This window comes from Brachyspira intermedia PWS/A (assembly GCF_000223215.1).
GTDB lineage: Bacteria > Spirochaetota > Brachyspiria > Brachyspirales > Brachyspiraceae > Brachyspira > Brachyspira intermedia.
Genome location: NC_017243.1, coordinates 869345 through 895433 on the forward strand (window position 1 = coordinate 869345; position 26089 = coordinate 895433).

Below are 26089 nucleotides of genomic sequence, written 5' to 3' on the forward strand. Positions count from 1 at the left end.
TATCATACTTTTTTCAAATATTTTTGTGTATCAACTGCAACAGCAGCAATTATGATAGCACCCTTAATGATGTATTGCATATATGGAGAAATACCAACGAATGACATACCATAGTTAATAACTTGGAATATCAATACACCAGATACAATACCTATAATAGAACCGATACCGCCAGAGAAAGAAACTCCTCCTACAACACAAGCAGCAATAGCATCAAGTTCATAACCGTTACCTAAGTTGTTAGTAGCAGATCCAACACGAGCAACCTCTAATGAACCAGCTATACCATATAAAGCACCAGCCATAGTATATACTATCATAAGAGTAAGAGGAATGTTTACACCAGAAACAGCAGCAGCTTCAGGGTTGCCTCCAACAGCAAATATATTTTTACCTAATTTAGTTTTATTCCAAATAACCCACATTATCAAGGTTATAATGACAGCAAATATGATCAAATATGATATAGTGAAGCCTCCTAATTTTATACCGCCTTGAGCAAGATTAGTAAATCTAGGATCAAGTCCTCCGATAGGCTGAGCACCATAAGGAGGTCTGTCAAAATAAGTACTAGTTACACCATAAAGTATAAGCTGCATACCTAAAGTGGCAATAAATGGAGTTACATAAAGTTTAGAAATGATAAAACCGTTTATAAGACCGAATATCATAAGTATAAGCATAACTAAGAGTATAGGAAGTATAACCGGAAGCATAGGTAAATCCGGATACATTCTAGTAGGGTTAGAAGGAGATTGTAAAAGTGAAGCACTTACAACCGCAGCAAGTCCTACAGCTCTACCAGCACCTAAATCGTTACCTTGAGTAACAAGAAGTGTTCCAATACCTACAGCTATTATCATACGAGTAGAAGCTTGAGCAAATATATTTAAGAAGTTGCTCAATCTGAAGAAAGTAGGCTCTTTAATGATAATACCTATAAGTATTACAAGTAATGCTGCAAATATAGCATTGTTTAATACAAATGATTTAATAGTTTTAATGTTTATTTTATTTTTATCCATGATCCTTCCTTTTGATTAAAATTATAAATATTTAGCAGACAATGCCATGATTTCTTCTTGATTAGTATTTTTAGTTTCAACAATACCAGCCACTCTTCCATTACTCATAACCATGATTCTGTCAGTGATACCGAGTAATTCAGGCATTTCAGAACTAACCACTATTACAGCTTTTCCAACAGTAGCTAAATCTATAATAAGTCTGTATATATCATATTTAGCACCAACGTCAATACCTCTTGTAGGCTCATCAAGCATAAGAATATCAGGTTTACTTAAAAGCCATCTTCCTAATATAACTTTCTGCTGATTACCTCCTGATAATGATTGTATAGCTGTTTTTTCAGAAGGAGTTTTTACCTGCATACTGTCTATAACCCATTTTGTATCTTCCTGCATCTTTTTATTATCCAAGAATCCAAATTTATTTTTGTAATGGTCTATATTAGCTATAGTAGAATTGAAATTGATAGATAGCATACCGAATATACCTGTTTGTCTTCTTTCTTCGGTAACCAAAGCAAATCCATTTTTTATAGCTTTTCTTGTAGAAGAATTGTTAACTTCTTCAGACATTTTAAATACATGACCTGAAGATAAAGTTCTCATACCGAATATACTTTCTAGTACTTCAGTTCTTTTTGCTCCAACAAGTCCTGCAATACCAAATACTTCTCCTTTTCTTACACTAAAGTTAACTTCTTTAAGAGAAGGCTGATAAAATGCAGTGAAATCTTTTATTTCTAAAATATCCTCTCCAGGAACATTTGTTTTTTCAGGGAAACGATTAGTTAAATCTCTTCCTACCATCTGTTTAATAATCATATCAGTAGTTAATTCTTTAGATGGGGTAGTGGCAACATATTTACCGTCTCTCATTATAGTAACTTCATCAGATATTTGAAGTATTTCTTCCATCTTGTGAGATATGTAGATCATACCTACGCCTCTGCTTTGAAGTTTTCTAATGATTTTAAATAATTTAGCAACTTCTTTTTCAGTAAGAGAACTTGTAGGCTCATCTAACACCAATATTTTAGAATTATAAGAAACCGCTTTTGCTATCTCTACCATTTGCATTTCAGATACAGATAATGTAGATACTTTTGTTCTAGGATCTAGAGGTATTTCCAAATCATCAAAAATTGCCTTAGTATCATCATACATCTTTTTCTCATCAATAATAACGCCGTATTTGGTAGGATATTTTCCAAGCCATATATTATCTTGTATATTTCTTTGTCTAACTTGGTTAAGTTCTTGGTGTACCATAGCTACACCATTATTCAAAGCTTGTTTGGGTGATATAAAGTTTACTTCTTTACCATCTAAGAATATATGTCCTTCATCTTTACGGTATATACCGAATAAACATTTCATCAAAGTAGATTTTCCAGCACCATTTTCACCCATAAGAGCAACTACTTCGCCCTCTCTTACGGTTAGCTGTACATCATCTAATGCTTTAACACCCGGAAAAGACTTTGAAATACCTTTCATTTCAAGAACAATTTTTTTATTATCCATATTAAAACCTTTATTTTTCAAACTCTGCTAATATAAAAATAAATTAGATATTAGATAATTAAGAAACAGGGATATTAAAAGATTAATATCCCTGTTTTATCACAAATTAATTATTATTTATAAGCTTCTTCAGCAACGTTTATATTGTCTTTAGTTATAGGTACATAAGGGACGCGAACTGCTTTAACTTCGTCTAAAGTCCAAGTAGTACCATCTAATGGGTCTTTTCCAGCAGCAACATTTAAAGTAATGTCAACTAGAGCTTGAGATTGACCAACTGGGTCATTAAGAACAGAACCTACTACAGTTCCTTTTTTGATTTCATTGATCATATCAGGAATAGCATCAACACCTACTATAGGTATGAATTTAGTAGTATCGCCTTCTTTGTTGTATCCTAAAGCTTGTACTGACTGTAAAGCACCTAAAGCCATAGCGTCATTGTTACAGAATATATATTCAAGTTTATCACCGTATTTCTGTATCCAAGCATCAACTATATCTTTAGCTTTTGCAGTGTCCCACATAGCTGTTTGTTCTTCTAATTTTTCTACTTTAAGACCATTGTTAGTAACGTATAAAGTAACATGGCTAGTTCTAGCTTCAGCATCTGGGTGTCCTGGTTCGCCTTTTAATAAAGCATACTGTATAATTCCATCACCGTTTTTGTCCCAAGTAGGATTAGCTTTCCAAGTATCTACAACGATTTTACCTTGCATATCGCCTGATTCTTCTGGAGTAGTTCCTACATACCAAGTTTTATCATAGCTAGCCATAGCTTCAGCACTAGGCTGTTTGTTGAAGAATACAACAGGTATATTTTTAGTTTTAGCTTTATCTATGATAGTTTGAGCTGCTTGAGGGTCTACCAAGTTAATAGCTAATGCTTTTGAATCTTTTTGAATCATAACATCAACTTGGTCATTTTGCTGAGCTTGGTTGTTTTGTGAGTCATTGATTATCAAATTTGCTTTTCCGCTAATTCTAGTTTCAATGTTTCTTCTGTAGAATGACATAAAGTTATCATCGTAACGATAAATTGTTACTCCGATAGTTGGGCCATCAGTAGTTGTGGATGAAGAAGATCCGCCTCCGCAAGATACCACGAAAAGTGAAGACATTATAAATAATGCCGCCATAACGATAAGTGACTTTTTCATATTAGAAAACTCCTTAAATTAATTAATATTCTCTTAATTAATTAGTATATAAATTTATTTTATTAAATCAAGTAAAATCACTTTTTTTGACTTTTGGATATTTATATGAAGTCTAATTTTATGTTATCTTTAGTGTTATGATAACTTTATTTACACTTTTTATTTTTATTTGTAAATATAATTTATATAATGAAAAAAAATGCTATATAAAAAAGGCAAATTATTGCTTGAATAATACAATAACTTGCCTTTGATAATCAATATAGTAATTAATAATATTTACAATTTATTTATAAGCCTCAGCAGCATCATTTATATTTTCTAATGTGATAGCTCTATAAGGTACTCTTACAGCTTTTACCTCATCTAATTTGTATTCTGTTCCTGTTAATACATCATTTCCATTTGCAGCATTCATAACCATATCAACTACAGCTTTAGCCTGATCTTTAGGGCTTTGTAAAACAGTACCAACTACAGTTCCTTTTTTAATTTCTTCAATAATTTCAGGAATAGCATCAACACCAACTATAGGTATGAATTTATTGCTGTCTCCTATGTTGTAACCTTGTTTTTGAATAGATTTTAATGCTCCCAAAGCCATAGCATCATTATTTGAGAATATAAACTCTATACTGTTTCCATATTTTTCTACCCAAGAGTCAGCGGCTGTTTGAGCCTGAAGTATATCCCAATTTGCTGTTTGTTCATCTAATTGTTCTATAGTTATTCCATTATTAGTTAAAACTGATTTAATTCTTTCTGTTCTAGCTTCAGCATCTGGGTGTCCTGCCTCTCCTTTTAATAAAACATATTGAATTTTTCCATCTCCATTTTTATCCCAAGCAGGATTCTCTTGCCAAGCCTTAACTACTATATCACCCTGTATATTTCCAGATTCTTCACTCAAAGTACCTACATACCATGCTTTATCATAAAGCATCATATCTTCTTTGCTAGGCTCTTTATTGAAAAATATTACAGGTATTCCTGTAGGCTTTATTTTATTAATCATAAAACTAGCTGATGCAGGATCTACTAAGTTAATTGCTAAAGCATCAACCTCTCTTTGAATGGCAGCATCTACTTGATCATTTTGCTTAACCTGATCATTTTCTGAATCATTCATTATAAATTTAGCTTTTCCATTTAACATAGTTTCAATATTTCTTCTCATAAATGAAATAAAGGCATCATCATATCTGTAAATAGTAATACCAACTTCTATTTCATTATTAGCTTTTGAAGAATTGCCGCAGCTTACTAATGATATAAACAATAAAATTGATGAAATAGTAACTATTGCTTTATTCATAAAAAACTCCAATTTTTTATATAATAATATCCAGTTTATTAAAAAAAGATATATAAGTCAAATTAAATTATGAAAAAATATAATTTATTTATATATTTTTATTGCAGTATCTATATTAGATTTATTTACAGGTATATAAGGTATTACAATATATTTATCATTATAAATGGTAAAATGTAAACCGTCTAAAGGAGATTTTCCGCTTATTATATTACTTGAAACAGAGCATAGCGTTTGAGCCTGTATTTGAGGATTTTGCATAACAGTTGCAAATATTCCATAATTATTAATCTCTTCCAAGCATTCAGGTATTCCATCTATTCCTATTATAGGTACATAATTAAGCATTCTGCTGCTGTTATTATATTTAAATTCTCTCAAAGTATCCAATGCCCCTAATGCCATATTATCATTATTACATATTATATACTCTATTTTTTTACCGTATTTAGATATTAAAGTTTTCATTACCTTTGCTGCTTCGTCTCTTCTTCCCATAGCTGAAACTTCTTCTAGTACATTTAATTTTATATTATTAGAAGCTATGTATTTTTTCATATACTCTGTTCTTTTTATAGTGTCAGTATCATTCAAATCGCCTTTTAATATGACACATTGTATTTTACCATCTTCATTTTTATCCCAATTCATTCTGTCTTTCCAACTTTCTACTATTACCCTGCCTTGAGCACTTCCTGCCTCTTCGCTTATTCCGCCTATATACCAAACCTTATCATAAGTTTTTACAACTTCTAGTCCCGGTTCTCTATTAAAAAATATTATGGGTTTATTATTTATGCTTATTTTATCCAATACTTTTTGAGCTTGAGATTTATCTACCAAATTTATAGCTAATAGATTGACATTCTTTTGTAAGAACATATCTATTTGACCATTTTGAGTTGATTGACTATTATAAGAGTCTGCCATAAGCAGAGAAGTATTTCTATTTATATTTTTTTCTATATACTGCTTTAAAAAACTCATATAACTGTCATCGTATCTATAAAGTGCCACACCTATAGAATTTGTTTTTTTCTGTGTATACAATAACACAGAAGATGATAATAATACTAATAATAAAATAATAAATCTTTTCATTTATATATACTCCTAATAATGACTTTTAAATTATAGTAAAATAGTTTTTATTGTCAAGTTTATAAATATTCAAATATGATTTTTATATTATGAAAGTTTGTTTTTTTATACAAAAAATATATAAAACTTTTTTAGTTATTATAAAATATGATTTAATGTTTTTTATTTTTTAAAATGATTTATAATGAAAAAAAATATAAAATATAATGGATTTTAATGCTATGAATAAAGTAGAAGTAAAAATAAAAAATGATTCGATTATCAATTATGATATTTTAGTTCAAAAAGGATTGATAAAAGATACTGGTAAATTAGTAAAAAATATACTAAGAGGAAAAAGAGCCTTAATAGTTACAGATGATATAGTAGATAAACTTTATACTAATATAGTAAAAGAAAGTTTAGAAAAGGAAGATATTATCACTTCTGTATGCGTTCTTCCAAATGGAGAGCCTAATAAAAATATAGAAAGCATTAATAATATATTCTCCGCATTGGCAAAAAATGAATTAAGCCGTAAGGATATAATAATTGCATTGGGAGGCGGAGTAATAGGAGATATGGCCGGATATGCTGCTGCTGTTTGGATGAGGGGGATAGATTTTGTGCAGATTCCAACTACATTGCTTGCATGTGTAGATTCTTCTGTTGGCGGAAAGACAGGTATTAATATAAAAGAAGGTAAAAATTTAGTAGGTGCTTTTCATAGTCCAAAACTTGTTATAATAGACAGTAATACTTTATTAAGCCTTCCTAAAAGGGAGTTTAATGAAGGAATGGCTGAAGTTATCAAGCATGCATTTTTATTTGATGAGGCACTTTTGGAATTGATAGAGGCACATGTTCATAATAATACTAATTTGGATATGGATTTTGTATTAAAGAGAAACTGCGAATTAAAGGCTCATATTGTAGAAATAGATTATAAAGAGCAGAAAGAAAGAATGTTTTTAAACTTCGGACATACTATAGGGCATAGCGTTGAGAATGCTGCTGGTTATGGTGTATTGCTTCATGGGGAGGCTGTTGCTATAGGTATGATTTTTGCTATAGAGTATGGTATTAGAAAAGGCATCACTAAAGATAAAAATATATTAGAAAGAGCCAAAAATATATTGAGTAAATTCTCTCTCCCAATATCAATACCTGATAATATGAATTTAAAAGATTCAATTAAACTCGATAAAAAAAGAAGCGATGATAAAATCAATTTCGTATTTTTAGAATCTATTGGAAAGCCTTGTGTTGAAAAAGTAAGTGTGGAGGATATTTTAAAATGAGTAAATTTATTTTGGCACTTATGCTTTCTATCGTTATGCTAATATTATGTGCTGCTAATACAAAATCTGAATAAAAAAAATAAAAGTGTCAGATACTGCTTCTATTGATATAAAAGATAATACTTACACTAATATAGATGAATATGTTATGGAAACTTTAAATGCTTATAGGGTACATGCTACAAATATCATTGATATAAGCGGAAATAAATATTATATTTCTAGTGTAGATATTCTTAATACTAATGATGAAAGTTTTGATGAAAAAAAAGATAAAGAGAATTATATTTATATAAGTATATGGAAATTAAATAATAATAAAGCAAATTTTGTTTCTGGTTTTTATCCGTATACTATATCTGCTGACTGGATAGGTGATATAGTTTCAGAAGTGAGCAACAATATGCTTGAATTTGTATTAGATCGTTATTCAAAGAAATATTCCTGTCTTAATTTTTATAAATTTAATATAGTAAAAAAGAATAATACAGTTAATTTTTATCTTACTAACTTTTCAGAAAGAACTTTTAAGATAAATCCTAATACAGGAGAATTGTCAGCACCTGAATATTTCTTTGATCATGACAATGTTATGATGAATGATATTGGTAAATATTATGAGTATTACAATTTTAATTAAGAAGTAATAAAAAGTAAATTTGATTAATGAAAACAAAAAATTATAAACTTAAAAATTTTTAGTATATATCATAAAAATAAGTATGTATATTATAATCTTTAATTAATAAATAATTAAGAGGCATTAACTTTTTTATAAGCTAATGCCTCTTTTTTGTTTTAGGATTTATTTAAAACTTACGCTTTCAATAGGGCTTCACCCAAAGATTTACATTCATCAACAGCATCATCGTCTGGAGTAAGATTTGTAATGAGTCCATCTTTTACCAAAGAAGCACCTGTATCTTTTACATCATCTTGCCATATTCTCATCCATTCTCCATCACCCCAATCATAAGAACCGAACAAGGCAACTTTTTTACCTGATAAACTTCCTCTTATAGAATCATAGAAAGGCTGAAATTCTGATTCTTCCAAAACTTCAGCTCCCATAGCAGGACAGCCTAAAGCCACTTTTGAATAGTTATTTATATTTGCAGTATCAAAACTAGATACAGGGAAAATATCAGCTTCTCCTCCGGCATTTTCAATACCTTTCTGTACATTCTGTGCCATAATTTCAGTATTTCCTGTACCGCTCCAATATATTATTGCTATTTTATTATTCATATTTGTTACCTCCAATTTGTAATAATTATTAATTTTGAATATACATTTTGTAATCGTCCATTATTTCCAATATACCCTTGCCGTTTAAAAATGTATTTATATAAAAACTTCTGCATTCATTATATCTATTGAATGTTTTTATAGCTTCATTTTTATTATGATACACTTTCCAATATCCTGTATGCAGGCTGTTCTTGCCGTAATTATTTATAAAGCCGTATATGTCCATAAGAGGATAGCCTAAAAATATTCCTATCTCATGAGGAAAATCTTTATTGTTCTGCATTCTATATTTTAATAGTTCTATACACTTATACACATCTTTAGCTTCATATCCATAAAGCTCTAAAAAATCGAAAACATCATCATTCAAAATATATTCTTCAAGCCTTTTTTTATTATAAACATATACTATAACTTTATTATCATAGTCTTTTATTATAGATACATTTATATTACGGCTGTTTAATATTTTATTGTATGATGCTGCTTTTTTGTAAACCTCCTTTTTAGAGCCGTATTGGTATGTAAATATATTAGCTATCTTTATACCTGACAGAGCAGGGGCACAGTGATTTATAATTAACTCATCAAAACTATATTCTTTCATTGTTAGAGTATTCTAACATATAATTTTAGAATTGTCAATACTTTTGTTAGTATATTCTAACTTTTTTAAATGCTTTTATTTTAATAATTTTATAAATATATTAAAATTGTATAAAACTTACTATGATGCAGAATATTAAAGACATTATTATCTGCAATGACAAGAATCCTGATAGAAATTTATTAACTTTTTTATCATTCGTATACATTAATAATATAAAAGGTGAGGGTGATAGAAAATATATAATCATAGATTTAACAAATATAGAATTAACAGTTATTATTTTAGATATTACAAATAAAATTAATGATATTAATACAGCCATTGTAGCGAATCTTATAAAAAATAATTTAATAGCCTTTTTTAATATATCAATTTCAAATTCAAGTTCTGCCCCTATACATAATAATATCATAGGAGATAAAGGCTCTGTCAAAAAAGATATTATTCTATTGTAAGTGCCGGATAAATTTGAATTATCTATCTTTTCACCCAAATTGAATAATGCTCCTATTATACCTAATATAAGGCTTATTATTATTGGGCTTTTTATTATAGAGTTTATTACTTGCTTTGTACTTTGCTTTTTACCTGATATCAAAGTCAAACCTGTTGTAACTACAGTAAAAACAAATATATTATTTACCATATCCATTTGTATTATTTGAAATAGATTTTCCTTGCCTATAATCATATTAAGTATAGCTAATGCAAACATTCCGCTTTCAATACAGGTATTAGTATATGGTACATATTTTTTTATATCGTCGCTGAATAATGGTTTAAACAAGAAACCTAATAAATACGCTGAAAATATTATTATAAATCCTGCTACTATTAATACTATAGAATCTTTATTGAATGTGCCATGAATAAGTATATTAAAAAAAGTAAATGGAAGAAATAAATTCACTGCTAAATTTTTTATAGTTTTTATTCCTTCATTGCTTATTATATTAGTATGTTTTAATATTTTACCGAAGGCTATTAAAATGAATATTGGAAGTATTAATTCTATAATAGTATACATTTTTGAATCCGTTTATTAATATAATGTCTGTATTATTATAGCATGAAAATAATCAATTTAATATTATATTTTACTAAAATATTATTATGATAGTTTATATATTAAAATAGTTGATTTTTTTATTATTTGTTATATTATATATTAATTCAATTTTTAGACTTTATATATTCACTTTAATACTTTTATATTTAATCTTTAACCGTAAAGAATTTTAAATTAATTAAACGAAGGAGTTTATTATGGCAGAAAAACAAATACTTAATTTTGAAGCCGAAACTAAACAAATATTAAATTTAATGGTGCATTCTATATACACTCATAAGGAAATATTTTTAAGAGAGCTTATATCAAATGCAAGTGATGCTTTGGATAAGGCAAGATTTGAATCTATAACAAACACAGATAAATACACAGATATAGATAATTTAAGAATAAAAATAGAAGTAGATGAGCAAAATAGAACATTAACTATAAAAGATAACGGAATCGGTATGACAAGAGAGGACGTTATTAATAATATAGGTTCTATTGCAAGAAGCGGAACTAAAGCATTTTTAGAAAAAATACAAAAGGATAAAGAGGCATCAAAGGAAAGCGGAATAGATTTGATAGGACAATTCGGAGTAGGATTTTATTCTGCATTTATGGTTGCTGATGATATAGTAATAGAAACAAAGCATGTTGATAGTGAAAAAGGCGTTCGTTGGGAGAGTAATGGAGATGGTTCTTACTCTATAGAAGATATTGATAAACAAGATAGAGGAACTACTATAACATTAAAGCTGAAAGGAAAAGATGAAAAGTTAGAAGAAGACGGTTTTGTTGATGATGATTACTGTAACAGATACACTTTAGAGAGTTTAATACATAAATATTCAAACTATGTTCATTATCCTATAGTTATGGATATGCCTATACCTAAAAAAGAGGAAAACGAAGTTCAGCAATACGAAGAAAAAACTATTAACTCTATGATTAGTATTTGGCAGAAATCAAAAAGCGATGTTAAACCTGAAGAGTATAATGAGTTTTATAAAGAGCATTTCCATGATTATGCAGAACCTTTTGAAGTTATACATACAAAGGCTGAAGGTACTATAGAATATACAGCACTTTTATTCATACCTTCAAGAGCTCCTTTCAATTTCCTACATCCAGATTTTGAAAGAGGATTAGAGCTTTATTCTAGAAATGTATTTATAATGAGCAAGTGTAAAGATTTGCTTCCTGAATATTTAAAATTTGTTAGAGGTTTGGTTGATTCTCCTGACTTCTCACTCAATATTTCAAGAGAGATTTTACAGCATAGCACTCAATTAAAAAGAATAGCTTCTAATGTTGAAAAGAAAATTTTAGATGCTTTAGAAAATATACTTAAAAATGACAGAAAGAGATATGAGAAATTCTTTAAAGAGTTTGGTGAATCTATAAAAATAGGAATATATTCAGATTTCAGCAAAAAAGATAAATTAGCTAATCTTTTATTATTCCAATCTTCAAATACAGCTGATGATGAATATACAACATTAGCAGAGTATAAATCAAGAATGAAAGAAGGTCAGGAGTATATATATTATGCTGCTGCTAAGGACAAATCTGCTATAGAAAAACTTCCTCATATGGAAGGTATGAAAGATAAAGGATATGAGGTTCTTTATTTCACTGACAGAGTAGATGAATTTATGATTACTATGATGAAAGAGTTTGACGGTACTAAACTTCATTCTATACTTCAGGCTGATAATAATGATTCTGAAAATAAAGATGAAAATAAAGAATCTGCTAATAAAGATATACTTAATGCTATAAAAGATGTATTAGGTGCAGATAGAGTTGCTGAGGTAAGAGAAACTAACAGACTTAAAGAAAGTGTTGTATGTTTATCTAATAAAGAAGATTCTATCAGCTTTAATATGGCTAAAGTTCTTGCTGAAACAGGCAATAATATGTTTGGAATGAAGCCTGAAAGAGTATTAGAGATTAATACTTCTCATGAGGTTTTCAAAGCTATGGAAAAAGAATATCAGGCTAATAAAGTTTCAGAAACATTTAAAGAATACAGCGAACTTCTTTATGATGAAGCTTGTATACTTGAGGGACTTCCTCTTGAAGATCCTAAATTATTTGCAAGCAGAATGAGTAAATTAATGCTTAAATAATGATTGTTGATATAGTTTAATTAACATAATAACGATAAAAAATATTAAAAGGGCTGTATTAAAAATGCAGTCCTTTTTATTTAAATTTTATACCTAAACAAAACTTGGGCGGGCATGCTTTTATTTGTAAATGAAGTTTAAAATATGTATAGAAATCATAAAAATCTATAGGGCGGGGAATGTATTTCAATTAAAAAAGAAATTAGATTAAAATATAATATATTTTTTATCTATATTTATTTTTAGTCATCAAATTTCTGTCCTAAAAGCTGACCATTGCTTGCATCTATATAAAGCTCCATCATATTATTAAGTTTTACTTCATATAGATTCCATTTCTTTTTTATTTTTGTTATTACGGTATTAGGATAAGTTTTTGAAACTGTATTTGCTACAGGCTGAGGCAATATATTTGAAGGTAATGCCGTATAATTTCCATCTATTTCTTTTAATTCTCCGTTTCTAAAGAATTCCATTTCGACACCGTTATCCAATGCAATTTCATATTTTTTTCTATCTATTTCAGCATACATTATAGAAGAATTTGGAAAGAAAGCATTTATAAATTGCAGTATATTATTTGGAAGCTGATTAGGTGCTATATATATATCATCAGCATATACAGTAATTACTGCAATAAAAAATAAAAGTATTGTTTTTTTTATCATATATCCCCTTCAAATTAATCTGGTACTTTTTGCCCTATTAGCATTCCTGCAAAATCTATGAATATATTTATATAATTATCTAAACTTATTACATACATATTCCATCTTTTCTTTATATTTATAATTGCTGCATTAGGATTCGTTTTTCTTACAGTATTTAATACTTTTTTATCTATAAAGTTTATTGGTATAGGAGATGAATTTCCGCTTACTTCCTGCCAATATCCGTCCAAATCAAAATGTATTATTATATCATCATTGAATATTACTTCATAAAATTCGTTTGTTTTAACTATATTGATTATATTATTATAGTTAAAATAATCGTTTATGAATTTAACTGACTTTTCAGGAAGTAGATTATCGTATGAAAATAAAGCCATACAAATAAGAATAAATAATAATGTAGCTGTTAATACTCTGTTCATTTTACATAATTTAATACTATATTGAAAATATAACAAAAATTTTATAAATATCAATAAAAATAATTAATTAAAAAAATGAAAATGAACTAGAAATTAATGTAAAATGGTATAAAATATTAACAGGTATAATTTGTTAATGGAATGTTATATGATAGTAGATTTAAAAAAATATTCTTTAATAGATTGGCAGCAAATAAAGACTAATATTGACAGCATAAAAGATATGCATCTCGATATTATTATCATTAATGAAGATGGTATATTGAGTGTAATACCTTATGAAAAGATAGAAGATGTTTTATTTCCATTAGACGGATCAGAATATATTAAGAAATCTTCAATCTATGTGGATAAATCATTAATTTCAATAATTGGTAAACAGGTAACTATAGATTTAAATAAACAGCATGCTGATATACATGATATCAATATTTTTTATTCACTCTATAAAAACTGCAGATTTGAAACTGATAAAGACTATTATGAGACACATTTTAATGAATTAATATCTATAAGAAATATAGAAAGGATAGATTATTTAAAAGAATTATTTAATAAATTAAGATTATTTACAACCCAAAATAAGGTAGATTTGGAATTAGCAAAATTAATAGGAAATATTTTAACAGATATAGGTATTATAGAGAGATTAAATTTGATATACCATTTGAATTATATAAAGCAGAATAACATATCTGATTTAAAAAATTATCAAAATGTTAAGAAAGATGATCTTCTTTTTGCTGATATTATAGGAACTATAGTTAACTTGTTAGAGAAAGAATATAGTGATATTTCTATATTTCACAGTATTTCTTCATTTACAGATGATAATGTAATATGCCATAGCAATAGAGTATTTGTTATGATGGTTGAGTTTTTATATTATTATAATGAGGAAATATCTAGAGGTGTTGCTTCCAAATTAAGAGTAGATTATAAAAAGAAATATTATTCATATTATAATGAAATAGGTAAAAAATATAATATACTCACCAAAGCAGATAGAATAGAAGATATATCAAAAGTAGGATTTAGAAAAATAGAACAAAATGAAATTAAATATTATGCCAGAGCTGCTTTTTGGCATGATATAGCACTTGTTGATGTTCTTCCTAATATTCCTATTGTTAGTAATAATGAAGGAGATAATCATGCTGTATTAGGATTTAATTTGCTTAAATACTGTATGGCACAGAATGAATATACTTATGCTACAGTAGGACTTCATCATGAATATTATGGAAACGGATACGGTATATTTACAAATATGTATAATAAGCAGTTTGCAAATAAGACTTATAATAATATAGAAAATATATTAACTTATGATTCAAATGATATTGAGAATTTAACTGCATTGTCATATTTTCCTGCTAAGGCATTAGAAATAGTGGATTCTTATGATAGTTTATACATGAATATTTCTAAGACTGGTACAGGAAATATTGCTAATGAAGTAATTTCTTATATGTATGAGAATTTTTTAGGATATAATATAAAGATAGACCCTGTAATTTTCTATATATTTATTAAATATTTAGAAAAAGTAAGAGGGGCTTATATATTTGATTGTCCTTTATAATTAAATATTTATTATATACTTGACAATTTATAAAAATCTTATATCCTAATAGTAATGTTTTTTTGTTTTAGGGAAAGTAATTGTTAAAAAAGATATTAATCAAGAGTATAAGGGACCTGTTAGCGTATATTTAAAGCAAATAGGTGAAATAAGAAGACTCACTAAAGAAGAAGAACTTGATTTATGGCAGCGTCTGGAAGTTTGCCGAGAGAATAGAGCAGCATTAGAAAATAATGATGATGAAGAGTCTTTAAAGAAAATAGAAGAGATAGATAAAGAAATAGATTCTATACAGCATAAGCTTGTAAAATCTAATTTAAGGCTTGTTATAAGTATAGCTAAGAGATATTATAATAGTGGAGTACCTTTTATTGATATTATAGATGAGGGAAACATAGGGCTTATAGAGGCTGTTAAAAGATTTGAATATAAAAAAGGATTCAAATTTTCTACTTATGGCGTTTGGTGGATAAAACAGAGCATAGTTAAAGAAATATCAAGCAAAAGACATATTATAAGATTCCCTATGCATATAGCAAGACTTATAAAAAAGAGCATACAAACATCAAAAACACTTACTCAGAAATTAGGCAGAGAACCTACAATAGATGAAATATCTAAAGAAATGAAAATAGATAGAAAAACTTTATCTTACATTATGATATTTACTCAGGATACTGCCAGTGTTGATTCTTTTTTCAGAAATTCTGATAATAATGATATGACTTCTATAATAGAAGATAAAAATTTCCCATCTCCGCATCAAAAAGCATTTATGGATAGTTTGAGAGATACTTTGACAGAAGCCCTTAAATGTTTAGATGAAAAAGAGAGAACAGTTATCATATCAAGATACGGATTATATGGAAAAGAGGCTAAAACTCTTGAAGATACTGGGAAAGAATTGAATATCACAAGGGAAAGAGTAAGACAGATTCAGATAAAAGCCATAAAGAAACTTGCAGGACTTAATTTATCTAAAGAATTAAAAAGTTTCTTATGGGATTAAATAATTTTCATTTTATAATTATATTTTTTTATTAAACAATTTATATTTTTACCGAAAAATTAATATAATAAAATATAATCATGGATGGGAATTTATGTCTAACGAAATGAAAGCAAAATTAAAACCTATAATTATAATAGTAATATTACTTGTAATTTTAGTTGCAGGTTTCTTTATTACTAAGAGCATATTGAGCAGCAATAATATACCTATTTTAGATTTCGGTGCAGCCAATACAAATGATATGCCTGAAGATACTTTGACAACAGATGATATATTCGGCGAGGATATAACTCCTGAAGAAAAAGATTTCTTAGCTACAAATAACACCATATTAACAGATAATAATACAAACACTAAATCAACAAACAAAGATTCTTCTATAAATCTTACAGATAACGGATTATATGAGGCAGGAAATAATCTTGATATACCAGATATAAAACCTCCTGTTTCTAAACCAAATAACAGCAGTTCAGCTTATACTTATAATACTGATAATACAGTTTTAGTAACAAGTTCTAATACTCTTAGACCTAATGATAATATGATGAATACAATGTCATCTACTGAAACAAATGTGAGAATAAGTTCATTTATCATCAATTATAATGATAGATTCGTTGCTACTAGAACTAATCCTGTTTTAATAACTTTAGCAGTAAAATCTCCTGCTGAAGGAAAATATGCTAAAATAAGAGTATATGCTAGAAGAGTAGATAACAATTATAATATATTAAGCAGAGATTTAGTATTCTATTTGCCTAAAATATATGTATTGGACGGACAGGCACAGACTCAATTCTACTTCGCAGGAAGAACTTCTGCAGGCGGAAAGTACTTGCCTAAAGGAAGATACTTATTATATGCCGAAGCAGAAATTACAGATGCTAACGGCAGATCAGTTGGAAAAACAGGAAGATATCCTGTTCCTCAATGGAATTATGTTGTAACATTACAGTAAAAAATATTTTGCTGTGATGCATAAAACTCCCCGATATTTTTAGAATACTGGGGAGTTTTTATTTTATTATAGATTTTTTAATTTCATATAAATAATAGGAAAATTGTTTCCTAGTTCATCATATTCATCTCTTTTATAATCTTCAAAACCTATATGCTTATAAAAATTGTACGCATTTGTATTTTGTTCATTGACTGATACTTCTTCGATATTATAATTGTAAGCAGCATATTGTATTAATTTTCTGCCTATGCCATTTCCTATAACTTCAGGATCTAGAAAAAGCATTTCTAATTTTTTATTTTCTATTCCCATAAAACCAACAATATTATTTTCCATCTCTGCAATTATTAAATGCTTTATCTCTATTAAATATTTTTTAACGTATTTGGATATATTTATAATATCATCTTCTTTAAGAAATAAATGAGTTGCTCTCACAGATTTTTCCCATATTATATAAAGTTTATCTATTAATTCATCATCTCTATTTTTTGTTTCATATATTGTCATAATATAAAAGTCCTAATAAAAATTATAATCAAAAAAAATTATAATAAAAAATATCTATGCAAATTAATTAAATTAATTTACATAGATAAAATATTTATTAATTATATATATTATTTCTAATTATTGGAAATTCTTTTCTATTAATTTTTCATAAGTACCATTTGTCATTATTTGAGAAAGTCCAGCATTTATTTTTTCTAAAAGTGCAGTATCTTCTTTTCTTAAAGCAATGGCATAATTTTCTTCTACAGCATCGCTTTCTATTAATTTTATATCATCATTGTATTTAGCAAAACTTTTACAAGGTTCTTTATCAAATACAACAGCTGATATTTTCTTTTCTTTCAATGCAAGTACAGCAGCAGCACCTGTATCAAATTTTTCATTATTTACGCCTTCTTTTTCACTCATTATAGTGTCTCCTGTTGTACCTATAACAACGCCGATATTTTTTCCTACTAAATCATCGAATGTTTTTATTGAATCATCATCTTTATGAACTAGCATAACCTGACTTGATACATAATAAGGCTCTGAGAAATTAACGAACTGTTTTCTTTCTTCTGTAACAGTCATACTTGCTATTATAGCATCTAATTTTTTAGCTTGAAGTGCAGGCAAAAGTCCGTTAAACTGCATATGAGTAAACTCTACATTCAAACCTGATAATTTAGCAACTTCACTCATTATATCATAATCAAAACCGCCTATTTTTCCATCGCTGTCCAAATATCCGAAAGGCGGAAAATCAACATCTATTCCGACATATATTTTTTTGTTTTCAGTGTCAGATGTTTTTGATGAATTACTGCATGATACAAAGATCATTGAAGAGATAATCATCATTAATATTAGTATTTTTTTCATTTTATAACCTCTTTTTTAATTGATTAATAACTATTTGTAGAATTATTGCGTAATATACTACTTTAATATGCTGTAAAAGTCAATAAATAAATATTAAAATATAGTTATCATAATATTGATATAATGATTATTTAATTATATAATAAAAAGATGAAAGTTAACATATTTACAGAAAAATTAAATACTAAGATATACGGACAAAATACTTTATTATTTGAATCATTAGAAAGTACAAATAAAAAAATGATAGAAGATTTGAATAGTGGGGTAAAATTAGAAGAGGGTACTGTATATATAGCTTTGGTGCAGACATCTGGAAAAGGCAGCTATGGCAATAAATGGGAATCTAATAATAATTTAGGATTATGGTTTAGCGTTTTAGTTTATTCGCCATATAAGAAAGAGGCTTTAAGTTTCCTACCCGGTATAGCATTAAGTAAATGTTTGAGAGAAAAATATAATGTTGATGCCCATGTTAAATGGCCTAATGATGTTTTGGTGGGAAGTAAAAAAATATCAGGAACTCTTATACAAGTTACGCCTATTGAAGATATAAATGCATGCGTTATAGGAACAGGAGTTAATTTATATCAAAGCAGTGAAGATTTTGATTTGAGTATAAGAAATAAAGCTACTTCACTTTATATTGAAACAGGCAAAAAAATAGAATTAAGTGATTTTTATAAAGATTTAATTCATTATTTTGAAGATGTTTATACAGGAAGTAAAGAATTATCAGAATATTTCAAAGAGTATAGCAAAATGATAGGTAAAACTATAAAGGCTATAAAAGATAATGCTGAAATATATGCTGATGTAAAAGGGATAACAGAAGAAGGATATTTAAAAGTTGAAGTAAATGGAAAAGATGAAATTTGGATATCCAGAGCTTCTTTAGATATAGATACAAAATATTAAAAATAAATAAACGGAAGGTAATTTATGAGAAAACCAATACCATACAAGAAACCTGTGGAAAAGAAACATATAAATAAAAAGAGTATAGTTCTTCTTATCGTATTTGAATTAATCATTATAGTGCTTTCAATAGTTACAACAGCCATAATATCATTATTATTCGGAATCAATCCATATATAAGTGCTGGAATAAGTGCTGCTATACTTATAGTGTTTAGTGTATTTGTTGCTAGGGAGTTTTTGCTTAGCATTAATAAGTGATAAATAAAGGAGCAATAAAAATACCTACCATATAATAAATGGGGTTTATTATGGTAGGCTTTTTAAGAAAACATATGATAAAAAATAAAAACAATCTATAATGTATAGTATACTATATATAGTTTTTGTCAATATAAATTTTTAAAATATTAAAAAATAAATAATATAAATTTTAAAAATATTCATTTTTATTTTACATATAATACAAACAAATAGCATGTTATATAGTTATTATAGCATGTTATATAATTATAGAGTTATTTCTTTCTTATTGCTTATCTTAAAGAATATAATAAGCGATATGATAGTAGTTAAAGTAAGTATTGTAGAAAGGGCCGCAGCTGTTCCATAACTAGCCCTTATAACTTCCTGATAAATAGCCACAGACATAGTTCTTGATTTTGTCGTATAAAGTATAACAGATGAGCTTAATTCGTTAATAACAGTTATCCAGCTTAATATAGCCCCTGATAATACGCCTGAAAGCATTAATTTGGCTGTTATATAAAAAAATGTTTTTATTTCTGAAGCACCAAGACTTATAGAGGCCTCATCTACATTCTTATCTATTTGATAGAGTATAGCTGAGCTTGATCTTAGAGTATAAGGAAGTCTTCTTATCACTAATGATATAATAATGATTATGGAACTTCCTGTCAATATTATAGGAGGTTTATTGAATGCTGTTAAAAAAGTTATTCCAAGTACAGAACCCGGTATTATATATGGAAACATTGATACTATATCTATTATACTAGTTAATATATTTTTTCTTCTTATTGTTATATATGCAGTGAGCATTCCTACGATTATTATTATTGCTATTGTGATTATTCCGTATATATATGTGTTTTTTATTGAAGAGGCTAGGGAGCGGAATATTGTTTCATAGCTTTCAAAAGAAAATTGACTAGTAAAAACTGATCTATTTGTCTTTAAAAATGAAGTATATATAACTGTAATTTGAGGAAGTATAGAAATCAAAACTAAAATATATATTATACTATGAATCAATATAGATTTTATACCTTTTATATCTTTTGATTTTATAGTGTTCATAGCATTCATAGCATAGGATCTTTTATTTACAATATATTTTTGTGAAATGAACATTATAGTTGTAATTATAACCATTATAACGGACATTGAAGCAGAAAAGTTTGCATTGCTTCCTACTTCGCTTATGAACTCTGAATATATCATAGTAGGCATAGTTCTATATCCTTCGCCTATAAGCATAGGAGTACCGAAATCTGCCAATGCATTCATAAACACAATGAGTCCTGCTGAAACTATAGTTGGCTTTATTAATGGTATAGTTACAGTCATATTTCTCATAAAACTAGAAGCACCTAGATTTTCAGAAGCCTCTAAAAATATATTATCAATTTTTCCTAAAGCTCCATAAACATACATAAATATAAATGGATATAGCTTCAAAGAAAAAACTAAAAGTATACCATCAAAACCATATATAGTTGGTATATTGATACCTATATATGAAAAAAATCTGGTAATAACTCCGTTTCTTCCAAGAAGCAGTATCCATGAATAAGCACCTATGAATGCAGGAGACATCATAGATATAATTATTAAAATTTCTATGATTCTTTTGCCTTTAAGATTATACATTTTCATGCAATATGCTAAAGGCGTACCTATTAATACAGCAAGTATAGTTACAGAAGTAGTTACTACAAAACTATTTATTAAAGTGCTGTAATAATATTTTTTGGTGAAGAATCTTATAAAATTATTTAATGTCCAAGCATCTGTTTTTATATCTTTAAAACTACTTAAAAATAATGAGAACAATGGATAAACTAAAAATAAAGCAAAAACAAATGTTATTATTATAGTAACATATGTCCAAAAGTCCATTTTTTTAATATAGTTATTATTTTATCTTTCATAATTATTTTCTCTTTTCAATGCTGATAATATATTTTTATCAGTATGACTTTAGTAAGAAAATATATAAATACTTTTTAAATGCCTGCTGTAACTATATTTTTAAATTTTTCAAGCCAAGCTTCTTTATTTTTATCAACCATTTCTTCATCTTCTTTTATATCATTAATATTTTCAAGAGGCATAAGTATTTGAGAACCATCTAAATTTTTTATTATAGCTCTTGTGAATAACTCATCATTGATAATTTTTTGTGCATCATAGCTTGTTACAAAATCTACAAACTTTTTAGCATTTTCTAAGTTTTTGGCATCTTTTATTATAGCCATAGAATGTGCTTTAGTTAGTACGCCTTCTTTCATATATATAACATCTATAGGAGAGCCAGTATGTATATAGTTTGCAGCGGCACTTTCAAATGTAAGTCCCACAGCATATTCATTATCAGCTACGCCTTTATATACAGCAGAAGAACTACTTAAAAGTTTGCCGTCTAAATTAGCATACAATTTTTCTACATAATTCCAGCCGTTTTCAGGGTTACCGTTACCCATAGCATAAAGCATATTAACTAATTGTTCAAAAGATGATGATGAAGTAGTAGGGTCATTAAAAGCTATTTGTCCTTTTAAAGCAGGATTAAGCAAATCAGCATATCCTTCTACTTTTATATCTTTTATTAAATTTGTATTTATTATCAATACGCTTGGGCTAAGCATAAAGCCTGTTATGTATTTTTCTTTACTTCTGTAATCTTCGTATATATTATCATAATTTGTTGTAACGTATTCTTGAAAAAGCTCTGAATTATATTTTAGTATATTTTCATTAGCAGCAAAAAATATATCGCCTAAAGGATCATTTTTTTCAGCTTCTATTCTTTTTATTATTTCAGCGGTACCAGCTATTATTATTTCTACATTTATATCAGGATTTTTTTTGTTGAACTCTTCTACAAGCCTATCAATAAAGAATCTAGTTGCTGGCGTGTATATTACTAGACTATTAACTTTTTCTTCTTTTTTGCTAGAGCATGAAAGAATTGATATCACTATCAATAAAGATACTAAAAATAATTTAATGATATTTTTCATATTTTTATCCTCGTTTTTATTTTTATTGTTTAGATATTATAATATCTTTTAATTTTTCTAACCAAATTTCTTTATTATTTGAAGATTCTTTTGATATTTTCTCTAATTCATTGCTATCTGTTATTGTATTTATTTCATTAATGTCTATTAAAACATTAGATTTAGGTAAATCTTTCCTAATTGCCCTTGCATTTAATTCATCATTCATTTTTTTCTGTGCTTCAAAACTTGTAATATAATCTATAAATTTTTTAGCATTTTCTATGTTTTTAGCATTTTTTACTATACAAGCTCCATTAGCTTTCATTATTACACCTTCTTTCATATATACTATTTGTACAGGAGCACCTGAAGATACATAATCAGCAGCAGCATTTTCATAAGTTAATCCGACAGAATATTCTCCGTCAGTAACGCCTTTATATACAGCAGAAGAACTATCTAAAATTTTGTTGTCCAAATTTGAGTATAATTTTTCTATATATTCCCATCCATTTTCTATATTTCCTTCTCCCATAGTATAAAGCATATTCACTAAATGCTCGAATGCAGATGATGAGCTGGAAGCATCATTGAATGCTATTTTTCCTTTTAATTGTTCATTAGTTAAATCTGTATATCCTTCTATATTTATATTACCTATAAGATTAGTATTAACTATTAATACACTCGGACTAAGCATAAATCTAGTTATAGAACCTTCAATATTTTTAAAATCATCATGTATATATTCTTCATTTGTTGATATATAATTTGTAAATAAATTGGTATTTTCTTTCATAAAATCAACATTAACTGTCATAAGAACATCGCATAATGTATTATCTTTTTCTGCTTCTATTCTTTTTATAAGTTCTCCGCTTCCAGCCATAATGATTTCTATATTATCTATATCTGGATTTTTTTGTTTAAAATCCTCAATTAATGGATCTAATAAAGTTCTTGATGCTGGTGTATATATTACAAGTTTATTATTTGTATTTTCTTCTTTTGAACATGAAAAAATTAAAAGTGCAGATAATATTAAAAATGAAATAATAATTTTTTTCATAATTTTTCCTTTTTTATAATTTATCTGTAATTATATTTTTAAATTTTTCAAGCCAAGTTTCTTGATTTTCTTTTACAAAGTTATCTATATATTCTAATTCTTCATTTGAAGTGATAGCATTTATATTTTTTATATCAACTAGTATAGGGGAAGCTCCTAAATCTTTTCTTACAGCTCTTGCATTAAGTTCATCATTCATTTTCTTTTGAGTATCAAAGCTAGTCATATAATCCAAAAACTTTTTAGCATTTTCCATATTTTTAGCATTTTTTATTATATATATTCCTGCAGGCTCCATTATAACTCCTTCTTTCATATATACTAATTTTACAGGAGAACCTGAAGCAGCATAATTTGCAGCGGCATTCTCAAATGTAAGTCCAACAGTATATTCATTATCAGCTACACCTTTATATACTGCAGATGAACCTGTTAGTAATTTTCCGTCTAAATTATCGCATAATTTATCAATATATTCCCAACCTTTATTGATATCATCTTTTCCCATTGTATACAATATAGTAACTAAATGCTTAAAAGATGATGAAGATGTGGATGGATCATTAAATGCTATTTTTCCTTTTAATTGTTCATTAGTTAAATCAGAGTAGCCTTCTATATTTATATTGCCTACAAGATTAGTATTGACTATTAATACGCTTGGGCTAATCATAAATCTAGTCATTGTGCCTTCTACATTTTTATAGCTGTCTAATATTTCATTTTCATTTGTTGTTGTGTAATTTTCAAACAAATCCTGATTATTCTTTACCAAATTAATATTGGCTGCCATTAAAACATCGCATAATGGATCATTTTTTTCTGTTTCTATTCTTTTTATTAATTCACCTGTACCTGCTATTATTACTTCTACATTTATATTTGGATTCTTACTTTTGAAATCTTCTATTAGTGGATCAATAAAATCTCTTGATGATGGTGAGTATATAACCAATGATGAATTTTGTGATTCGCTTTCATTCTTATTGCATGAAAATATTATTATAGAAATCATTAAAATTATGATTAGTCTTATAAAGTGACCTAAAAATCTCATAATTGTATCCCGCAATTAATTTTGCAATAAAATATATTATATTGTGTTTTTGTCAATAAAAAAATAAAGTTTTTAGTACTATAAAGTGTAAATTAGAGGAAAAAAGTTTACATAATAAAAAAATGCTAATAAAAGTTATCATAATATCGATAATTATGTTAACACTTTAACATTAGGATTATAATACATAATATGAAAAGCAAAATAGCTGACAAAGCATATACTCTCATAAAGAAAAAGAAATATAAAAAAGCAAAAGATTTTCTTCTTAGTAATAAAAGTAAAATATTGCATGATGCGGAAGCTCTTGCTATGTTTTCTTTTGCTGATATATTTTTAAAAGATTTCTATGGTGCTGAGGAACTTTCAAGAAAGGCACTTAGAGAGGATAGTTTTTGTTTTAATGCTATGCTTGCCAAGGCCTATGTAAGTTTACACAATGGACACAGAGAAAATGCTTTGAGAGAGTATTTCAGAATATTAGATTTAGAGCCTGAAAATAAAATTGCAAGAGACAATATAGAGAGAATAAGATTTTTAACCAACAATGCAAGAGGCGATGAGATAAATCCTAGAGCGTATTTACTTGGCAAGAAAAAATTATCAATGTCAAGATTTATAGTTCTAATACCTATAGCATTCATACTCACATTTTTATCATACATAACAATAGACAGAGTTTACCCTAAAATAAGATATGTACTTCTTGATAAAGAGCAAAAAGAATTAAGAGAAAAGCTTGAGAATGTTTACTTATTTGAGGGGTTAGAAGACGGCAAGATTCCAGAGAGTGCGAAGAGTCCTACATACTCACCGCGTGAAGTAGCTGAGATGTTTGACAAGGCTAAAAACAATATGAGAAGTGCCTCTGTTAATGAAGCTGTTATGATAATTAATGGTGCATTGAAAAGCGACATAAACGAATATTTAAAAGAGAGATTCAGAGTGCTTAAAGAATTTGTAATAGCACCGGATTATAATATTTTTAGAGAGAGTCCTAACTATCTTACAGTAGTTGAAAATTATGACTTATACAATGGCGGTTATGTGAAATGGAAAGCTGATGTAAATACTGTAAGTCAAACCAATATAGACGGCATACCAAAGAAAAAAGCAAGACTTTTGATTTATGATACAGCCGACAAGAACATTGCAGGCGTTGCTGATTTAATAGTGAATGTTACTGTAACATTAGAGCCTAAAAACTATATAGAAGTGTATGGTAAGATTTTGGGCTATGATGCCAAGCAGAAATCAATACAGCTTGAAGGTCAGATTATAAAGCATTTGCCTAAGAAGTAAAAATTA

General features: G+C 27.5%; 25 protein-coding genes. 9 read left to right on the forward strand and 16 right to left on the reverse strand.

Annotated features, from left to right (window positions below):
* Positions 1 to 2 precede the first annotated feature (2 nt).
* From mglC to BINT_RS03860, 5 genes are all read right to left on the reverse strand, one after another.
* A complete protein-coding gene (gene mglC / locus BINT_RS03840; protein ID WP_014487244.1) occupies positions 3 to 1025 on the reverse strand; it encodes a galactose/methyl galactoside ABC transporter permease MglC in 1023 nt (340 codons plus the stop codon).
* A gap of 21 nt (positions 1026 to 1046) precedes the next feature.
* On the reverse strand, positions 1047 to 2552 hold the full coding sequence (mglA, locus tag BINT_RS03845) for a galactose/methyl galactoside ABC transporter ATP-binding protein MglA (protein ID WP_041177228.1): 1506 nt from the start codon (positions 2550 to 2552) through the stop codon (positions 1047 to 1049).
* A 113-nt stretch (positions 2553 to 2665) separates the two neighbouring features.
* Entirely contained in the window at positions 2666 to 3712 is a 1047-nt protein-coding gene (locus tag BINT_RS03850) for a galactose ABC transporter substrate-binding protein (protein WP_041177229.1), read from the reverse strand.
* A gap of 286 nt (positions 3713 to 3998) precedes the next feature.
* Positions 3999 to 5027 (reverse strand): galactose ABC transporter substrate-binding protein, encoded by a 1029-nt coding sequence (locus BINT_RS03855; protein WP_014487247.1) that lies wholly within the window; start codon positions 5025 to 5027, stop codon positions 3999 to 4001.
* 84 nt (positions 5028 to 5111) lie between these two features.
* Positions 5112 to 6128 carry a galactose ABC transporter substrate-binding protein gene (locus BINT_RS03860; RefSeq protein WP_014487248.1) on the reverse strand — a complete coding sequence of 339 codons (1017 nt, stop codon included), beginning with the start codon at positions 6126 to 6128 and terminating at the stop codon, positions 5112 to 5114.
* 221 nt (positions 6129 to 6349) lie between these two features.
* On the opposite strand from BINT_RS03860, the gene aroB reads away from it, so the two are divergent.
* Both aroB and BINT_RS03870 read left to right on the forward strand, forming a co-directional pair.
* On the forward strand, positions 6350 to 7408 hold the full coding sequence (gene aroB / locus BINT_RS03865; RefSeq protein ID WP_041177230.1) for a 3-dehydroquinate synthase: 1059 nt from the start codon (positions 6350 to 6352) through the stop codon (positions 7406 to 7408).
* Positions 7409 to 7493: 85 nt separating this feature from the next.
* Entirely contained in the window at positions 7494 to 8048 is a 555-nt protein-coding gene (locus BINT_RS03870) for a hypothetical protein (RefSeq protein WP_014487250.1), read from the forward strand.
* Positions 8049 to 8224: 176 nt separating this feature from the next.
* On the opposite strand, the gene BINT_RS03875 is transcribed toward BINT_RS03870, so the two are convergent.
* From BINT_RS03875 to BINT_RS03885, 3 genes are all read right to left on the reverse strand, one after another.
* Entirely contained in the window at positions 8225 to 8656 is a 432-nt protein-coding gene (locus tag BINT_RS03875) for a flavodoxin (protein ID WP_014487251.1), read from the reverse strand.
* Positions 8657 to 8684: 28 nt separating this feature from the next.
* Positions 8685 to 9266 carry a DUF3793 family protein gene (locus tag BINT_RS03880; protein ID WP_014487252.1) on the reverse strand — a complete coding sequence of 194 codons (582 nt, stop codon included), beginning with the start codon at positions 9264 to 9266 and terminating at the stop codon, positions 8685 to 8687.
* A gap of 100 nt (positions 9267 to 9366) precedes the next feature.
* Positions 9367 to 10296, reverse strand: coding sequence for an AEC family transporter (locus tag BINT_RS03885; protein WP_014487253.1), 930 nt, complete (start codon positions 10294 to 10296; stop codon positions 9367 to 9369).
* Positions 10297 to 10535: 239 nt separating this feature from the next.
* Between BINT_RS03885 and htpG the strand changes: the two genes are divergently transcribed.
* Complete coding sequence (gene htpG / locus BINT_RS03890) at positions 10536 to 12455, forward strand: molecular chaperone HtpG (RefSeq protein WP_014487254.1); 1920 nt, start codon at positions 10536 to 10538, stop codon at positions 12453 to 12455.
* 242 nt (positions 12456 to 12697) lie between these two features.
* On the opposite strand, the gene BINT_RS03895 is transcribed toward htpG, so the two are convergent.
* Positions 12698 to 13123: a PepSY-like domain-containing protein gene (locus BINT_RS03895; protein WP_014487255.1), complete on the reverse strand. Its 426-nt coding sequence runs from the start codon at positions 13121 to 13123 to the stop codon at positions 12698 to 12700.
* Between the two features lie 14 nt (positions 13124 to 13137).
* Positions 13138 to 13551 carry a PepSY-like domain-containing protein gene (locus tag BINT_RS03900; RefSeq protein ID WP_014487256.1) on the reverse strand — a complete coding sequence of 138 codons (414 nt, stop codon included), beginning with the start codon at positions 13549 to 13551 and terminating at the stop codon, positions 13138 to 13140.
* 148 nt (positions 13552 to 13699) lie between these two features.
* On the opposite strand from BINT_RS03900, the gene BINT_RS03905 reads away from it, so the two are divergent.
* From BINT_RS03905 to BINT_RS03915, 3 genes are all read left to right on the forward strand, one after another.
* On the forward strand, positions 13700 to 15136 hold the full coding sequence (locus tag BINT_RS03905) for a hypothetical protein (protein WP_014487257.1): 1437 nt from the start codon (positions 13700 to 13702) through the stop codon (positions 15134 to 15136).
* 94 nt (positions 15137 to 15230) lie between these two features.
* Positions 15231 to 16145: a sigma-70 family RNA polymerase sigma factor gene (locus BINT_RS03910; RefSeq protein WP_268741615.1), complete on the forward strand. Its 915-nt coding sequence runs from the start codon at positions 15231 to 15233 to the stop codon at positions 16143 to 16145.
* Between the two features lie 94 nt (positions 16146 to 16239).
* Positions 16240 to 17109: a hypothetical protein gene (locus tag BINT_RS03915; protein ID WP_041177232.1), complete on the forward strand. Its 870-nt coding sequence runs from the start codon at positions 16240 to 16242 to the stop codon at positions 17107 to 17109.
* Positions 17110 to 17175: 66 nt separating this feature from the next.
* On the opposite strand, the gene BINT_RS03920 is transcribed toward BINT_RS03915, so the two are convergent.
* The gene (locus BINT_RS03920; RefSeq protein WP_014487260.1) at positions 17176 to 17622 is read right to left on the reverse strand and encodes a GNAT family N-acetyltransferase; all 447 of its coding nucleotides are present in this window, start codon (positions 17620 to 17622) and stop codon (positions 17176 to 17178) included.
* Positions 17623 to 17742: 120 nt separating this feature from the next.
* On the reverse strand, positions 17743 to 18489 hold the full coding sequence (locus BINT_RS03925) for a basic amino acid ABC transporter substrate-binding protein (RefSeq protein WP_041177233.1): 747 nt from the start codon (positions 18487 to 18489) through the stop codon (positions 17743 to 17745).
* 150 nt (positions 18490 to 18639) lie between these two features.
* On the opposite strand from BINT_RS03925, the gene BINT_RS03930 reads away from it, so the two are divergent.
* Complete coding sequence (locus BINT_RS03930) at positions 18640 to 19407, forward strand: biotin--[acetyl-CoA-carboxylase] ligase (protein WP_014487262.1); 768 nt, start codon at positions 18640 to 18642, stop codon at positions 19405 to 19407.
* Between the two features lie 24 nt (positions 19408 to 19431).
* Entirely contained in the window at positions 19432 to 19668 is a 237-nt protein-coding gene (locus BINT_RS03935; RefSeq protein ID WP_014487263.1) for a hypothetical protein, read from the forward strand.
* Between the two features lie 249 nt (positions 19669 to 19917).
* Here BINT_RS03935 and BINT_RS03940 read toward each other — a convergent pair whose 3' ends face one another.
* From BINT_RS03940 to BINT_RS03955, 4 genes are all read right to left on the reverse strand, one after another.
* The gene (locus BINT_RS03940; protein ID WP_014487264.1) at positions 19918 to 21549 is read right to left on the reverse strand and encodes an ABC transporter permease; all 1632 of its coding nucleotides are present in this window, start codon (positions 21547 to 21549) and stop codon (positions 19918 to 19920) included.
* A 107-nt stretch (positions 21550 to 21656) separates the two neighbouring features.
* Entirely contained in the window at positions 21657 to 22673 is a 1017-nt protein-coding gene (locus BINT_RS03945; RefSeq protein ID WP_014487265.1) for an extracellular solute-binding protein, read from the reverse strand.
* Between the two features lie 22 nt (positions 22674 to 22695).
* On the reverse strand, positions 22696 to 23724 hold the full coding sequence (locus BINT_RS03950; protein WP_014487266.1) for an extracellular solute-binding protein: 1029 nt from the start codon (positions 23722 to 23724) through the stop codon (positions 22696 to 22698).
* 13 nt (positions 23725 to 23737) lie between these two features.
* Positions 23738 to 24781, reverse strand: coding sequence for an ABC transporter substrate-binding protein (locus tag BINT_RS03955; protein WP_041177234.1), 1044 nt, complete (start codon positions 24779 to 24781; stop codon positions 23738 to 23740).
* A 192-nt stretch (positions 24782 to 24973) separates the two neighbouring features.
* On the opposite strand from BINT_RS03955, the gene BINT_RS03960 reads away from it, so the two are divergent.
* The gene (locus BINT_RS03960) at positions 24974 to 26083 is read left to right on the forward strand and encodes a tetratricopeptide repeat protein (RefSeq protein WP_014487268.1); all 1110 of its coding nucleotides are present in this window, start codon (positions 24974 to 24976) and stop codon (positions 26081 to 26083) included.
* Positions 26084 to 26089: the final 6 nt, after the last annotated feature.